This is a genomic window from Vibrio celticus (assembly GCF_024347335.1).
Classification (GTDB): Bacteria; Pseudomonadota; Gammaproteobacteria; order Enterobacterales; family Vibrionaceae; genus Vibrio; species Vibrio celticus.
Genome location: NZ_AP025463.1, coordinates 2,091,828 through 2,106,737, shown reverse-complemented (window position 1 = coordinate 2,106,737; position 14,910 = coordinate 2,091,828). Strand labels below are relative to the sequence as shown.

13 protein-coding genes are annotated in these 14,910 nt (G+C 44.7%); 3 read left to right on the top strand and 10 right to left on the bottom strand.

Annotated elements, in window-relative coordinates:
• The first annotated feature begins 92 nt into the window (after nucleotides 1-92).
• On the top strand, nucleotides 93-470 hold the full coding sequence (locus OCV19_RS09515; protein ID WP_065677387.1) for a transporter: 378 nt from the start codon (nucleotides 93-95) through the stop codon (nucleotides 468-470).
• Nucleotides 471-644: 174 nt separating this feature from the next.
• Here OCV19_RS09515 and OCV19_RS09510 read toward each other — a convergent pair whose 3' ends face one another.
• The 7 genes from OCV19_RS09510 to OCV19_RS09480 all read right to left on the bottom strand — a co-directional run bounded on the left by OCV19_RS09510 (nucleotide 645) and on the right by OCV19_RS09480 (nucleotide 6,816).
• Entirely contained in the window at nucleotides 645-1,748 is a 1,104-nt protein-coding gene (locus OCV19_RS09510; protein ID WP_017055177.1) for a phosphoribosylaminoimidazolesuccinocarboxamide synthase, read from the bottom strand.
• A 310-nt stretch (nucleotides 1,749-2,058) separates the two neighbouring features.
• A complete protein-coding gene (locus OCV19_RS09505) occupies nucleotides 2,059-2,466 on the bottom strand; it encodes a SulA-like leucine-rich domain-containing protein (protein WP_065677386.1) in 408 nt (135 codons plus the stop codon).
• Nucleotides 2,467-2,858: 392 nt separating this feature from the next.
• Nucleotides 2,859-3,047, bottom strand: a complete 189-nt coding sequence (locus OCV19_RS09500; RefSeq protein ID WP_017059767.1) for a hypothetical protein — start codon at nucleotides 3,045-3,047, stop codon at nucleotides 2,859-2,861.
• 165 nt (nucleotides 3,048-3,212) lie between these two features.
• The gene (locus OCV19_RS09495; protein ID WP_065677385.1) at nucleotides 3,213-4,298 is read right to left on the bottom strand and encodes a tetratricopeptide repeat protein; all 1,086 of its coding nucleotides are present in this window, start codon (nucleotides 4,296-4,298) and stop codon (nucleotides 3,213-3,215) included.
• A 157-nt stretch (nucleotides 4,299-4,455) separates the two neighbouring features.
• Nucleotides 4,456-5,121, bottom strand: a complete 666-nt coding sequence (locus OCV19_RS09490; protein ID WP_048607125.1) for an OmpA family protein — start codon at nucleotides 5,119-5,121, stop codon at nucleotides 4,456-4,458.
• Nucleotides 5,122-5,234: 113 nt separating this feature from the next.
• A complete protein-coding gene (locus OCV19_RS09485; RefSeq protein WP_017059769.1) occupies nucleotides 5,235-5,924 on the bottom strand; it encodes a DUF2786 domain-containing protein in 690 nt (229 codons plus the stop codon).
• Between the two features lie 208 nt (nucleotides 5,925-6,132).
• Nucleotides 6,133-6,816 carry a DUF3334 family protein gene (locus OCV19_RS09480; protein WP_017059770.1) on the bottom strand — a complete coding sequence of 228 codons (684 nt, stop codon included), beginning with the start codon at nucleotides 6,814-6,816 and terminating at the stop codon, nucleotides 6,133-6,135.
• Between the two features lie 222 nt (nucleotides 6,817-7,038).
• Here OCV19_RS09480 and ydiJ point away from each other — a divergent pair, with 222 nt between their 5' ends.
• Both ydiJ and OCV19_RS09470 read left to right on the top strand, forming a co-directional pair.
• Nucleotides 7,039-10,074, top strand: coding sequence for a D-2-hydroxyglutarate dehydrogenase YdiJ (gene ydiJ / locus OCV19_RS09475; RefSeq protein WP_065677384.1), 3,036 nt, complete (start codon nucleotides 7,039-7,041; stop codon nucleotides 10,072-10,074).
• Between the two features lie 66 nt (nucleotides 10,075-10,140).
• Nucleotides 10,141-10,602: a methyltransferase family protein gene (locus tag OCV19_RS09470; protein WP_065677383.1), complete on the top strand. Its 462-nt coding sequence runs from the start codon at nucleotides 10,141-10,143 to the stop codon at nucleotides 10,600-10,602.
• Between the two features lie 100 nt (nucleotides 10,603-10,702).
• Here OCV19_RS09470 and OCV19_RS09465 read toward each other — a convergent pair whose 3' ends face one another.
• From OCV19_RS09465 to hutU, 3 genes are all read right to left on the bottom strand, one after another.
• Entirely contained in the window at nucleotides 10,703-11,428 is a 726-nt protein-coding gene (locus OCV19_RS09465; protein ID WP_010438254.1) for a DUF3581 domain-containing protein, read from the bottom strand.
• Between the two features lie 226 nt (nucleotides 11,429-11,654).
• On the bottom strand, nucleotides 11,655-13,187 hold the full coding sequence (hutH, locus tag OCV19_RS09460) for a histidine ammonia-lyase (RefSeq protein ID WP_065677382.1): 1,533 nt from the start codon (nucleotides 13,185-13,187) through the stop codon (nucleotides 11,655-11,657).
• Nucleotides 13,188-13,201: 14 nt separating this feature from the next.
• Complete coding sequence (hutU, locus tag OCV19_RS09455) at nucleotides 13,202-14,896, bottom strand: urocanate hydratase (protein ID WP_019821879.1); 1,695 nt, start codon at nucleotides 14,894-14,896, stop codon at nucleotides 13,202-13,204.
• Nucleotides 14,897-14,910 lie beyond the last annotated feature (14 nt).

The window sequence follows — 14,910 nt, the reverse complement described above, 5'->3', positions numbered from 1 at the left end:
TCATAAAAGACTATTCTTCTATATCCTATTGCTATAAAGAAAGAGTTGATAGATATTTAGTATATTGTGTTGCCAAAGTGTCGGGGGACATCATGGATAAACAGGAAGAGACGCGTGTAGAGTTCGATTACACAACATTTCTTGGCGCCTCATGCAGTAAAAAATGGACTTTTCTGGAAGCACTTACCACCATTGCGCCAGTGTTCAGTACCGTCTGGCGAGATAGCATTAAAGAGCTAGCAAGCCCTGAAGATCGTTTATGGCAGATGGCATTGAAATCAATGTCGACGCGTAAAAGTGATGAGTCGAACATTGTTACCTTACTCAAGCTTGCTAAGCTGGAAGGGATCAATGAGCTTAAAGTAGTGATGCCATATTCACTTGAAAAAGATCAGATCGAGTATATTGAATCGCGCAGTCATTTAGTGATTGCGGGTAATTCTGGAGAAGAGTTCACGATTAGGCTGTAACTTCAGTTTCGCCGATAGCCTCTCTCAGGAATAGTAAAAACGTACACGTAAAAAGGGCCTCAAATATTGAGGCCCTTTTAGTATCTAAAACTTGAGTCTACGAGCTTATTAGCTTTCTAGCTTTCTAGCTTTTTATTTTGAGATTAAGCGAATAAGCAATTAGCAATAAAGCGACTAGTCGATTAGACCGTAGTCAGCGCGTAGTACATCGATGATCTCTTGCTTAGGATTTTCGCTCAGTACGATCTCCGCACCTGTGATTTTTGCAGCAATATCAAGGTAAGTGCGAGACAAAGACATTAGCGAATCCAGTGGAAGCTCATTGTCACGAGCTAGTGCTTCACGCTCTGGCATACGTTCTTTGTTCAAAAGAATGTCGGCATCAGGGAAGTAGTTAAGCAAGAACTGACGGAAGCCTTCTTTTGAATTCTCAACGATGTTGCCGTTGTTGTATTCCTGAGTATCCCAAATGCGAGATGAATCTGGAGTACCGACTTCGTCCATGTAGATAAGCTTTTCTTTGCCTTGAGCATCGTTGACGTAGCCAAACTCAAATTTGGTATCAACAAAGGTTTGGTCTACTTTTGCTAGCGCTTGGCTGATTACGTTGAAGCCTTCTTTAAGAAGTTTTTCGTAATGCGCGATGTCGCTTGCTTGAGTAAAGTTGAATGCTGCGAAGTTATCTTCGATGTTGTTACGTGTGATGTTCACATCGTCAGCTTCTGGAACGCCAGGAATACCTTTCAGAATCCCTTTTGTTGAAGGCGTGATCAGTAGCTCAGGCAACTTCTTGTCTTTCTCAAGGCCTTCAGGCATCTCGATACCACAGAACTCACGTTCGCCGTTTGCGTATGCACGCCACATTGAACCTGTGATGTATTGACGACAAATCGCTTCGATCATGACTGGGCGAGCTTTTTGTACAATCCATACGAACGGGTGGGGGATATCAAGAATATGACTGTCAGCAAGTCCGTTGTCTTTAAACAATTTGAACCAGTGGTTAGAGATAGCATTCAGAGCCGCTCCCTTACCTGGAACACCTTTAAGATTCCCTTCACCACGCCAGATACAATCAAATGCAGAGATACGGTCACTGATCACCATGATTGCTAAAGGCGCATCTGGCGCTACATCGTAGCCTTTCTCTTTAATTAGTCGTTGGCTATCTTCTTCAGTTAACCAGTAGACCGAACGAACCTTGCCACTGTGGACAGGTTTATCAGTACGGATTGGTAGGTCATCATTTACGGCAAGAACTTGATCAGCAAGGCTCATTTAGACATTCCTATTTTTTATCAAACGTCATACAGAGAAGTGCGGTGTGCACATGATTAGACGGGCATTATACCCAATCTACTATTTGCTTCCAGAGAAAAAGCAAACGATTGCTAAATCTGTTGTTGAAATAAAAACCCCCGCCTAACAATCCGCTAAAAATTTGGCGAATTGTAGGGCAGGGGAAGGCAGTATATTTGGACTGTGTTATGGAGCTATGCTGTTAAGTTAACTTAAGTTTGTTAGCTAAAAGATTAAGCTATGTTTGTGGACCGTGTTTTTGAGCCAAAATGTTATTAAGCAATATGGCTTAGTGAATACGCTCTGAATTTGCATTCATAAAGAAGACTTCACATTGAAAGCGTAACCCTAATGTTCTTAGGTACTGTTGACTGAACTGATCAATCGATGCACTTGCAACAATCGCACTCGCATTCTTAGAACGGATTGCTTTCTCAACAGTTTCTACCTCAGTCATTTGATGAGAGGCTTTCATGTGAATAACACGGTCGCAGCACACGTTATGTTGCTTAAGCTGCTTTGCCGATGGTCTTGGTGTTTGAGCCGTAAACAGTAACCACTGATGTTGATTGGACAGCAACGCCATTCTTGCAAACAACGCTTCCTCGTTTGAATTTTTGCTTTTACGAGAAACTGATGTAAATGCGCAGTGAACTAGCGGGCTAGAGTGTTGTGCTTTAACGTGTGCTTGAATCATTTTGCTGTCCTTATATACATGCTGTATGTGTATACAGTAGTTTTAGTTGCTTATAAGATCAAGCGTTTTTTGCGGGATTATTGGACGATTTCGTCTGAGGTTATGGATGGCAAATGGTTAAGTTATTGAAAATATTCGATAAATTAAATTTGAATGAATTTGCTATTTTGTCTCATAAGTTGAAAAAATGTGAGCTTTATACAGGTGTATACAGTGGTTTTGACAGAAAAGTACTGTATACACCTGTATAGAAGAGAGAAGAGAGAAGAGAGAAGAGAGAAGAGAGAAGAGAGAAGAGAGAAGAGAGAAGAGAGAAGAGAGAAGAGAGAAGATCTAAAACCGCAGGCACAAAAAAAGCGCCTTAAGCGCTTTCTTATATTTCACGGTGTTGCTTATCTCAATGTCGCTTGGGAGAGTTTTGCTCTCATTTCCATTTCACCAATATTGAACTGGCGAACATCAATGGTTGCAATATCATTGCACTCGTTACATGCATGATGACACTTACCATCTAGGTAGTCGTGCTTTTTAACTAGGCTTGGCTTTTTGCACCAATCACAAACGCCTTCTATTGTGAACATATTCTCTCCTCACCTGTTTAAGTCAGGTGTATTTTCGGCGCAGATTATGACACAAGTAAGACCCATTAGTTAATAGTTTGTTACCCGTTTTTGAGAGGGGGATCGATTGCAACACCAATAAAATCGATATCTTTGAGACCTTGAAAAATGAAGATGTGTTTTTATTTACGGGTTTGTAACATTTTGTAAAATGGTTTTTAGCGCATTGTTCAAACGTTTCATTTCTTCGTCACATCCGTGACCATCTGGATGGTAGATCTTTGATAGTTGTTTGTATCGGATCTTGATGCTTTTCTGGTCGGGGATTGAGCTAGGTGTGTAGCCAAATAGCGCGCAGGCCACCTGCAAATTACTCAGACCTTTGCTGTTTTTCTGCTTTTTCAATTCGTGGAACATAGTGTGCAGCTGGCGTTTTTGCTGCTTAATCGTAAGGTCCTTCGAGCTAAGCTGCGCTTCAAGTGATTGTTGTTGCTGTCGCGAATCACCCGACTTTAGAGCTTGTCTTTTTCTTGAGATAACGAGCGTCGCAATGATGCTGACCATTGAAATCAACACGGCTAAGGCTGTGCTAATCAGATAGTCTGAATGCGTTAGGTTAGAACTGGAGAGGTTAGAGCGTGATGCTTGGTTAGATTGAACGTGCTTAGATAACCCCTGACTGGTGTCTATTTCAGAGTCGATGCTGTCATCGAGCTGTTCTATTGAAGAGATCTGTTTTGCACGTTGCTGGTTGAATTGTGCTTCCAAAATGCGGTTGTAGCCATCTTCTGCTTGTGGATTATCTTTTAAGGCTGCTTCATACCATAGCTGCGCTTTATCTAATGGTTGAAGGAGGTTTTGTTCTAGCGAGGATTCGTAGAGTTTTGCGACCTCGATAGGCGCGCGCTGGTTATCTTGCAACGCTGCTTTAATAAACCATTCCAAAGCAAGCTTGTTACTTTGTTCAACACCTGTACCTGCCAAGTACCATTCACCCAGTCTAAATTGCGCGTTTGGGTTGCCGTTTTCTGCTGACTGCGTGTACCAATACAATGCATCACTGATGCTAACAGGAACGTCGACACCCGATTCATAAGCTTGAGCCAATTGGTATTGAGAAACTGGATCTTGAGGTTGTGATTCTAGTGAAAATTCATCACTGCTTGCTGCGTGCACGAAATGTGTGGTGAACAACGGTATCGTGGAAAAGATGAGGGCTAGAAATAGAGTTCTAAGAAGTGATGATGGCAGAATGTTGGATAGGATCAGCAAAAGATAAGTCTCGTAAAAAAGCCCAGAATCGATATGTCAGTATGAATACGCTTTATGGTCGTTGATTATTATTATCACGTTAAATGAGTAACATAACTGATAATCAACTATATAGAGGTTATTTCAATAGATAAAGACGGACTGGGCTTTAATCGTGCTACTTAAGCGGCAAGATTTGAATTTCTACGCGACGGTTACAAGCACGACCTTGAGAGGTGTTGTTGTCACACAGAGGGTAACGCTCACCGTTACCACGAGCAATTGCACGACCTGCAGCAACGTCTTGAGAGATCAAGAATGCACGAACAGATTCAGCACGACGCTCAGAAAGGATTTGGTTCGTCGATTCGCTGCCAGTGCTGTCAGTATGACCTTCAATCACTAGGCTAGTGTCTGGGTATTCAACGAGGATGCGAGCCACGCCGCGAAGGGTGTTGTGAATGCTTGATTCCAAAGCGTACGAGCCAGAATCAAAACCGATGCCGTTTTCTAGGCGAAGTAGAAGTTGGTTTTCACCGACACGTTCAACTTGAACGCCTGAATTCATTAGCTCTTCACGGAGGGCTGCTTCTTGTCGGTCAAAGTAGTAGCCAATACCACCACCAACAGCGGCGCCACCGGCAGCACCAATAAGTGCACGTTTACCACGGTCTTTAGAGTCACCAGTTGCAGCACCAGCAACGGCACCAGCGAGTGCACCAATTAGAGCGCCTTGAGTTGCAGAGTTAGTCTCAGATTCGCCAGTTGTCGCGTTTTGGCGTTGAGTTGCCTGACAACCCGTTAAAGCGATAGTAAGCGCTAGGGCTAGTGTGATTTTTTTCAACGTATTTTCTCCATCATGTACTTCTGTCAAACGAATGAATTCGAGTGACAAACATAGTCCTGTAAATCTTATTGATGGTTTTTATCAATACGTCGAAGCAATGTAAAGTGGCTCTATGATTTAGTTATCTTTTTAGCTGCCTGGGTACCGCCAACTGGTCGGTTAACAGACAATTTACGACCTTTCTTCAAACCAACTTCATAATCGGCGGTGAGGTTTTTCATCGCTTCCCTCAGTTGCTGTTTGAACGTTTCACGGTCGATATTTTTGAATTCTTTATCAATGTAGTTATTGATCTTGTTGTTCGACTCGTCGTCTGGAGTAATGGTTGGTAGCTTTTCAAGTGCCCCTTCAACCCAGCCTGAAACAAACGAGTTCACACGGCGTGTCACTTCTAATGACCCTGTGCCAGAGCCAGCAAAGCTATTTCTGAATTGGCCTGTGTGCTCATTCAGTTCACGATAAATGATATCGAAAGCGAAGGCTGCGAAGATCGCGCGGTCGGCTTCACCAATGAACTCAACACGCTTGAGGCCTTTGTGATTCAGCAAAACGGCTTCTACGCCAAATTTGGTGTTGATACCGCGAATAACACGCAGCAGTGTAGAACTGATATTTGCAGGTAACAGGTGACTGGACTGAGTTTTCCCCATCTTGATAAATTCAATATCGTCTTTTTCGAGACCATATTTCAGCATCAAGTTATGCGCCATTTTTATCGCATTGGCAGCTTCATTGACGTTCGCAGAATTTCCAAGCTCAAGACACTTGGCAATTTTCTTTAGGGCTTTTTTCTTATCCATCGACAATTTAATCAGTACCACAAATTTTTAAAAGTCCAACATTTTACATGTTTTCGCGGGTAACAGAAAGGCAAAACTGGTTTGATGAACAAGTGAGGCGGTGAACATTGGACTGCATGAGCGACTTAGCAAAAAAAACAAAAACGCCATCAAGCGTATTGATGGCGTTAGTGACAAGATTTTTTAGAGTGATTAGAGCATTCGCAAACTAGATACCCAGTTCATCGAGTAGATCTGCTGCAGAATCATTGCCTGAGCTTTGAGCTGGCTTGTTCGCTTCTTGCATTTTTTTCTGAGTCGCTTCAAGAATGCTGTCTGGACATTCGTCTTCTGCTATTTCAAATTCTTCCAATTGAATGAATTCAGTCTTATCCATCGCAAGCTCAAGGTAGAAGATGTTGTTATTAGCGGTAGAGAAGGTCACACGACGAGCTTGTGGACGATCGAGATTAGTATCAACAGAAAGGTTAACTTGCTTGTTCAGAGCCAGCATTTTCGGTTGGTTTTGTGTGATGTTGGTTTGCAGCTCTTTGCGGATTTTGTTGGTGAAATCGCCAACCAATTGGTTCATCAACTCACCTAATACATCGCCCACTTCGTCTGAAGTATGAAGCACAGCAAGCTCGTTTTCAGGCATGCCCATATTACGCATGTAATTGGTGTAGATCTCTAGCGCTGCTTTGGACGTAAAATTGATAACAACAAGACCAGAAAAGCCGCCGTCAAACAGAACGAAGCAACCAAAATCTGGCTTTAGGCTTGTCTTGTTGATCTTTTGAACCATGGCTGAATAGGACACCTGAGAAGCCGTCGCTGAAGTCAGTACGCTTGAGACTGATTGGCATAGTTTAAGAAGGATATCTTCAGTTGTGACTGTTTTGTTTTTTTTCATTGTGATGTGCTCGTGGAGATGTCTTAAACAAAATGTTATTCAGTATATTGCTACTGAATTAAGACGAAAGTGACTATTTCTCCATTCTTGCACTGAGATTCTGATTTGATCACCTTTTTATATGATCTTAATAGTAGTAAAGTGACGAAATTCAAAGAAAATTATTAAAAATCTCAGATAACCCAATGCTGATAGGATCAGCGAAGTAGGGGCAGGAAGCAAATGTTACCAAGACTTCAACTCAATGCAGATGTCGATCCAGTTGTCGTACGCTTTTTAGATGAACTAAAAACAGCGGGCTTTACTGGCGACATTGAATCTCAATATTCTAGCCGTTTGGCTGTGGCGACTGATAACAGTGTCTATCAGCAATTGCCGCAGGCGGTCATCCTTCCTAAAACAACGCAAGATGTTGTGCTTATCGGTAAAGTGGTTTCTAAATCCGCTTACGAACGCGTGACTTTTTCCCCTCGTGGCGGCGGTACCGGAACCAACGGACAATCTTTAACAAAAGGTGTCGTGGTTGACCTGTCGCGATACATGAATAAGGTTCTTGAGATTAACGAGAAAGAAGGCTGGGTAAGAGTTCAGTCTGGTGTCGTTAAAGATCAATTGAACGACGCTGTTCGCCCTTATGGTTACTTTTTCTCTCCAGATCTTTCTACCAGTAACCGAGCAACCTTGGGTGGTATGATCAATACCGATGCTTCGGGTCAAGGGTCATTGAAGTACGGTAAAACCTCAGACCATGTATTGTCGCTGCAAGCGGTGTTCGCAGATGGTTCATGTCTAGAATCTGATTTATCACACGGCTTACCTGTTGAGGGTGAATTGGCTCACCATGCACTTGCGGTGACAGAGGCGGTTTGTCGAGACAAACGCGCTCAAATCTTAGATAAATTCCCTCCGCTGAATCGCTTCTTAACAGGCTATGACCTAAAGAATGCAATCAACGAACAAGATGACAGCTTTGACCTGACTCGCGTTCTATGTGGCGCTGAAGGCTCGTTAGCATTCATCACAGAAGCAAAGTTAAACCTAACCAAGATTCCAAAAGCGCGCACACTGGTTAACGTGAAATACAACACGTTTGATTCTGCGTTGCGTAATGCGCCGTTCATGGTGGAAGCGAAAGCCCTATCTGTTGAAACGGTGGATTCAAGAGTATTGAACCTAGCGAAGCAAGACATCGTTTGGCACACCGTGAGCGACCTGCTGACTGATGTTCCTAATAAAGAGATGCTTGGCATCAACATGGTTGAGTTTGCAGGCCAAGATGAAGCAGAAGTTGAACAGCAAGTTCAAGCGCTGACTGCACGCCTTGAAACCATGGTTGAAAGCGAAGAAGCCGGGGTGATTGGTTTCCAAGTGTGTAGCGACTTGGCGAGCATTGGCCGAATCTACAATATGCGTAAGAAAGCGGTGGGTCTGTTAGGTGCGGCGAAAGGCCGAGCTAAGCCCGTCGCTTTTGCTGAAGATACTTGTGTACCACCGGAAAACCTCGCGGACTTTATCTCTGAATTTAGAGTGTTACTCGATTCAAAAGAGTTGAACTATGGCATGTTTGGTCACGTGGATGCAGGCGTATTACACGTTCGTCCAGCTTTAGATTTGTGTGACCCTATGCAAGAAGCCTTGATGCATGAAGTCTCTGATGAAGTGGTTAAGCTGGTGGCGAAATACGGCGGCTTAATGTGGGGTGAACACGGTAAAGGCTTCCGTTCGGAGTATGGCCCAGACTTCTTTGGTGAAGAGCTGTTTACCGAATTAAGACGTGTTAAAGCAGCATTCGACCCGCACAACAAGATGAACCCAGGCAAGATCTGTACGCCTTTAGAAAGTGACGCTGAATTGGTGAAAGTCACCGATACCAAGCGTGGTTTCTACGACCGTCAGATCGACGTACAAGTGCGTGACAGCTTCAAGCAAGCAATGGAATGTAACGGTAACGGCTTGTGTTTCAACTACGATACTAGCTCGCCAATGTGTCCTTCAATGAAAGTTACGGCTGACCGACGTCACTCACCCAAAGGCCGCGCAGGCTTGGTAAGAGAGTGGTTGCGTCAACTGACTGAACAAGGCGTTGATATTCTCGACCTTGAGCAAGAAGCGTTGAAAGACAACACACCCGTTAAGACTATGATTGAGCGTGTTCGCAATACGATGAACAAACGCCATGAGTACGATTTCTCGCATGAAGTTCATGAGGCGATGAACGGTTGTTTGGCGTGTAAAGCGTGTGCGAGTCAATGTCCGATCAAAGTCGATGTACCAAGTTTCCGTTCTCGATTCTTGAACATCTACTACTCGCGTTACCAGCGCCCTGCAAAAGATTATCTAGTTGCCAACATTGAAACCATGCTGCCGCTGATGGCGAAAGCGCCAAAAGTAGTCAACGCTGCATTGGGTCAAAAGTGGATCCAAACGGCAACAGCTAAAACGGTCGGTTATGTTGATGCACCATTGATGTCGGTGCCTACGCTCAAAAATCGTCTAGCGAGTAAAGAGCTGCAACTCTTCGATTTACAGTATTTAGAAGGCTTGTCTTCTGAACAGAAGAAACAGCATGTGCTGATCGTTCAAGACCCGTTTACCAGCTTCTATGATGCCGAGGTGATTGAAGATTTCGTCACTCTGGCTCAAAAACTTGGCAAAACTCCGGTACTGCTGCCGTTCAAACCGAATGGTAAAGCGTTGCACATCAAGGGCTTCTTAAATCGTTTTGCACGTGAGGCGAAATCGACTTCGGATTTCTTGTCGATGGTGGCGGATATCGGAATTCCTTTGGTCGGTGTTGATCCTGCTCTTGTGCTTTGTTACCGCGATGAATACGTCGAGATCTTAGGTGACAAGCGCGGCGACTTTGATGTACTTACTGTGCATGAATGGTTAATGCCATCGCTAGGTGAGTTCGAAGCACGCTCAGCAAGTGAAGATATGTGGTACTTGTTTGCTCACTGTACTGAGAAAACCAAAATGCCGAACGCTGAAAAAGAGTGGGGTACTATCTTCAAACACTTTGGCGCGGCGTTAACCAGCGTTCCTGTCGGCTGTTGTGGTATGGCGGGAACTTTCGGCCACGAAGTCGATAAGCTACAAATGTCGAAAGACATATATGGTTTAAGCTGGAAGCCTCAAATGCAGGACTTACCAAAAGATCGTTGCTTGGTGACGGGCTATTCTTGCCGCAGCCAAGTGAAGCGTTTTGAAGGTGAGAAGCTTGCTCATCCATTACAGGCGCTAGCAAAAATTCTCTAATACATTTAGCCCAGCAATTGCTGGGCTTTTTTCTAAACTAACAAAGGAATGTTAATAAGGAAAAGTATGAAATTTCTAGAATTAAAAGTACCACCAGTTGCACTGTTCATTATTGTATTCGTAGCATCATACTTCTGCGCTCAACAGTTGAGCCAAGGGACACTGGCATTACCTTATGGAATGATTGTGTTAGGTATCGGGGTCACATTGAGTGGTGTGATTGGAGTATCAGGGATATTGGAATTTCGAAAACAGAAAACCACCGTTAACCCGATCAAAGTCGAAACCGCTTCAGCCGTCGTGGACAGTGGAATTTTTGGCTACACGCGAAACCCAATGTACTTAGGGTTGTTCATCCTGCTATTTTGCTTTGGTTACTTCTTCCAGAATATCTTTAGTGTATTACTCAGCTTTGGCTTCGTTATCTACATGAACCAGTTCCAAATTAAGCCAGAAGAACGCGCCCTAGAGCAATTGTTCGGTGCGGAATATGTTGATTACAAACAAAAGGTTAGGCGCTGGATTTAGTGATGATTTGAGAGCAGGCTTTAATGGCTTAGTAATCGAAATAAAAAAGCCCAGCTTGAGATTATCAAGCTGGGCTTTATTGATCTTGTTCTAGAGCTGATTAAGCAGCGGCTGCGAACTGAGCTAGAAACATTTCTTTGCGCTCGTTGAAGCGGTTTACTAGGTCGTCTACAGAAGCTTGGTCGTATGGCTTAAGGCCACTTGCTACCATGCGCTTCACGCCTTTACCTACTACTTCGCCGTCTTCTTTGAAATCGAAGTTCAGGGTCACGATGCCACGTTTGCCTTCAACATCAAAAGTCGCGCCAGAGAATTCAACTTCTGGGTGAGACAGGTCTAGGCGAGTAAATTCAACTTCCATGCTCTCGTAAATCACAAGAGGACGTTGACAGTTGATCATCATTTGTTGTTCTTCCATAAGAGGAACCATGATGTGTGGGAAGTTCATGCCAGAGAACTTAACGTAGTTTGTTACTACGTGCTCGATGAATGCTTGGTCGTGGCTCTTTTCACCTTCACAAGACATGTGTAGGTACTCTTTGCCTTTCTCGTCAACCAATGAGCTTTCTTTCTCACATTTGTTGTCAACGCTTAGCGCAATACCGTTACCAACCATACCTGAAAAATCAAAACGCATTTTTTGGCTGATGCCTTCTTTCTGCAGAAGAACTGCAAACAAAAGGTCGCCAGGCACGCAGAAGCGCTTGTTGTCTTCATCGTGAATTGGGTTGAAGTCAGCGGCTACTTTTTTAGCAAAGTGGCTAGCTTGTTCACGAGTGAATTGAAATTGATTGTCTTCAGTAGAAAAGTAAGGTGTCAGAAACATAGTATCGCTATTAGTCATCAAATCTGGGGTGGATTATAGCTAACTAACTTCGCTCTAATGGTCTATCCAGTTAACTTTGCTTATATATCAATCGATTAGATAAATACGTTGGATGGTATGTGACGATTTTAAGGGGGATATGGTCTTTTGCTCAATGCAACAAGGGCTAATCAATAGCCCTTGTTTATATAACACTCTAGTGGGTGTTGTTCAGATAGTTTCTCTCTTAAAAGCTACACAGAATACCTTCAGGCATTAGGTGATTGTGCACTGATAATTTGAGCAATAGGTTCGCTTGCTCGATATCTGGTGAGAAGTAGCGGTCTTTGTCGTAGAAGCTGACTTTCTCGCGCAGTATCTGTTTTGCTTCTTCTACCCGAGGAGAAGAGAGTTTTGGTGCTCTAAAATCCAAGCCTTGTGCTGCTGCTAAGTATTCAACAGCCAAGATGCCACGGGTGTTTTCTGCCATGTCACGCAGTCGACGACCCGCAAAGGTTGCCATAGATACATGATCTTCTTGGTTTGCCGATGTTGGAAGGCTGTCTACTGAAGCTGGGTGTGCCAGTGTTTTATTCTCGCTTGCCAGAGCAGCAGACGTTACTTGAGCAATCATAAAGCCTGAGTTAACGCCGCCGTTATCGACCAAGAAAGGTGGAAGTTTGCTTAGTGCGCTATCAATCAGTAGTGCCATTCTTCGTTCAGAAAGGCTACCAATTTCTGCAATCGCAAGTGCTAGGTTATCCGCTGCCATTGCCACAGGTTCTGCGTGGAAGTTACCACCTGAAATAATGTCGCCGTCTTCAGCAAATACCAATGGGTTGTCCGATACCGAGTTCGCTTCAAAGTTTAATGTTTCTGCTGAATTACGAATTTGCTGTAAACAGGCACCCATCACTTGAGGCTGACAACGTAGCGAGTAAGGGTCTTGAACCTTTTCACAGCAAGTGTGTGATTCACCAATCTCACTCTTTTGATCAAGCATATGGCGATAAGCAAGCGCGGCATCCATTTGACCACGATGACCACGAACGCGGTGAATTCGAGGGTCAAACGGGCGACGACTACCCAGTGCGGCTTCAACAGACATTGCACCACACACAGTCGCAGAAGCGAACAAGTCTTCTGCTGCGAACAGACCTTCTAATGCAAAGGCAGTCGATGCTTGTGTGCCGTTTAACAGCGCTAAGCCTTCTTTCGGCGCAAGTGTGATTGGTTCAAGACCTGCGATCTGCATTGCTTCTAAGCCAGTGATGAGCTTGCCGTTGTGGCGTGCTTGGCCTTCACCTAGCAAAACGGTACTCATGTGGGCGAGGGGAGCAAGATCTCCAGATGCGCCTACTGATCCTTTTTGTGGAACACACGGGTAAACCTGTGCGTTCACAAGATCGATAAGAGCATTAATCACTTTGAGGCGGATACCCGAGTAACCGCGAGACAAGCTGTTAATCTTCAATACCATCATCAAACGCACGGTTTCATCAGACATAAATTTGCCAATGCCCGCTGCGTGAGAAAGTACGATACTTTTCTGTAGAACTTCGAGGTCTTCAGGGGCGATTTTGGTATTTGCTAGTAAGCCAAAACCCGTGTTGATGCCATACACAGTGCGGTCTTCAGCAATCACTTGCTCGACAACCTGCATGCTCGCTTCAATATCAGGGATTGCTGCAGGATCCAGCGATAGGTTCACAGGGCTACGGCTGATTTTACGCAGTTCAGATAAGCCTAGTAGTCCTGGCTTAAGTAATAAATTCAACATGTTCTCTCCAGACATTAAAGGCGACGAAGTTCTTCGTTTAGCATAGGTAAATCAAGCTTCTGCTCTTTGGCACACTGCTTGGCAATATCGTAACCTGCATCAGCATGACGCATAACGCCGGTTGCTGGGTCATTATGAAGTACACGAGCAATACGCTGTGATGCATCTTCACTGCCGTCACAACAAATCACCATTCCTGAGTGTTGCGAGAAGCCCATACCAACGCCACCACCATGGTGCAGAGAAACCCATGTCGCGCCGCCTGCAGTATTTAGCAGAGCGTTCAATAGAGGCCAATCTGATACGGCATCTGACCCGTCCATCATGCCTTCTGTTTCGCGGTTCGGGCTTGCCACTGAACCTGAATCTAGGTGGTCACGACCGATAACAACCGGCGCTTTCAGTTCGCCATTTTTAACCATTTCATTGAATGCTTGGCCTAAACGTTCGCGATCTTTCAAGCCAACCCAACAAATACGAGCCGGTAAGCCTTGGAACTGAATGCGTTCACGCGCCATATCTAGCCAGTTGTGTAGATGCGGGTTATCTGGAATCAGTTCTTTTACTTTTTGATCTGTTTTGTAGATGTCTTCAGGATCGCCAGAAAGGGCAGCCCAACGGAAAGGTCCGACGCCCTCGCAAAATAAAGGTCGTATATAGGCTGGAACGAAGCCTGGAAAATCAAACGCGTTTTCCACACCTTCTTCCAGTGCCATTTGGCGAATGTTGTTGCCGTAATCGACGGTCGCAGCGCCACGGTACTGAAGATCTAGCATAGCTTGTACTTGAATGGCCATGGACTGCTTAGCGGCTTTCACTACTTTAGCTTCATCAATGGTTCGTTCTTGTGCTGCTTTCTCCATCGTCCAACCTTGAGGCAAGTAGCCGTTCAGCGGATCGTGGGCAGAGGTTTGGTCGGTCACCACGTCAGGCGTGATATTACGTTCAACAAGCTCTGGGAATACGTCTGCGGCGTTACCTAATAAGCCAACAGAGATTGGCGTGCCTGACTCTTTAATCATTGCCATCGCTTCATCTAAGCTGGTGGCTTTTTTGTCTACATAGCCAGTACGTAAGCGGTAGTCGATTCGTGATTCATCACACTCCACGGCGATCATTGAGAAGCCAGCCATCGTTGCAGCAAGAGGTTGAGCACCGCCCATGCCACCAAGACCACCCGTTAGAACCCATTTACCGTTCGCTTCACCTTGGAAGTGCTTCTTCGCAATCGCGACAAAGGTTTCGTAAGTACCTTGAACGATGCCTTGAGAGCCAATGTAAATCCAGCTGCCTGCTGTCATTTGGCCGTACATCATCAAGCCTTCTTTATCGAGCTCGTTGAAGTGCTCCCAGTTAGCCCAATGTGGAACAAGGTTCGAGTTAGCGATCAGAACGCGAGGTGCGTTTTTATGAGTCGGGAACACGCCTACAGGTTTACCTGATTGAACAAGTAACGTTTGGTCGTCCTCTAAACGCTCCAATACTTCCACAATCTTGTCATAACATTTCCAATCACGCGCAGCGCGACCAATACCGCCATAAACAACCAGTGCATGCGGGTGTTCTGCCACATCAGGGTCTAGGTTGTTCATCAGCATACGCAGCGGTGCTTCTGTTAACCAAGATTTAGCGCGCAAAGTGGTGCCATGAGGTGCGCGAATTTCGCGAGTCGTGTCGAGACGAGGGTCACTGTTGTGGTGTTCCGTCATTTTGGAATTCCTTC

Bases quoted from the DNA above. Each gene is read 5' to 3' on its own strand.
- OCV19_RS09515 (WP_065677387.1), top strand. From the start codon at position 93: ATGGATAAACAGGAAGAGACGCGTGTAGAGTTCGATTACACAACATTT.
- OCV19_RS09510 (WP_017055177.1), bottom strand. From the start codon at position 1,748: ATGAGCCTTGCTGATCAAGTTCTTGCCGTAAATGATGACCTACCAATC.
- OCV19_RS09505 (WP_065677386.1), bottom strand. From the start codon at position 2,466: ATGATTCAAGCACACGTTAAAGCACAACACTCTAGCCCGCTAGTTCAC.
- OCV19_RS09500 (WP_017059767.1), bottom strand. From the start codon at position 3,047: ATGTTCACAATAGAAGGCGTTTGTGATTGGTGCAAAAAGCCAAGCCTA.
- OCV19_RS09485 (WP_017059769.1), bottom strand. From the start codon at position 5,924: ATGGATAAGAAAAAAGCCCTAAAGAAAATTGCCAAGTGTCTTGAGCTT.
- OCV19_RS09480 (WP_017059770.1), bottom strand. From the start codon at position 6,816: ATGAAAAAAAACAAAACAGTCACAACTGAAGATATCCTTCTTAAACTA.
- ydiJ (WP_065677384.1), top strand. From the start codon at position 7,039: ATGTTACCAAGACTTCAACTCAATGCAGATGTCGATCCAGTTGTCGTA.
- OCV19_RS09470 (WP_065677383.1), top strand. From the start codon at position 10,141: ATGAAATTTCTAGAATTAAAAGTACCACCAGTTGCACTGTTCATTATT.
- OCV19_RS09465 (WP_010438254.1), bottom strand. From the start codon at position 11,428: ATGTTTCTGACACCTTACTTTTCTACTGAAGACAATCAATTTCAATTC.
- hutH (WP_065677382.1), bottom strand. From the start codon at position 13,187: ATGTTGAATTTATTACTTAAGCCAGGACTACTAGGCTTATCTGAACTG.
- hutU (WP_019821879.1), bottom strand. From the start codon at position 14,896: ATGACGGAACACCACAACAGTGACCCTCGTCTCGACACGACTCGCGAA.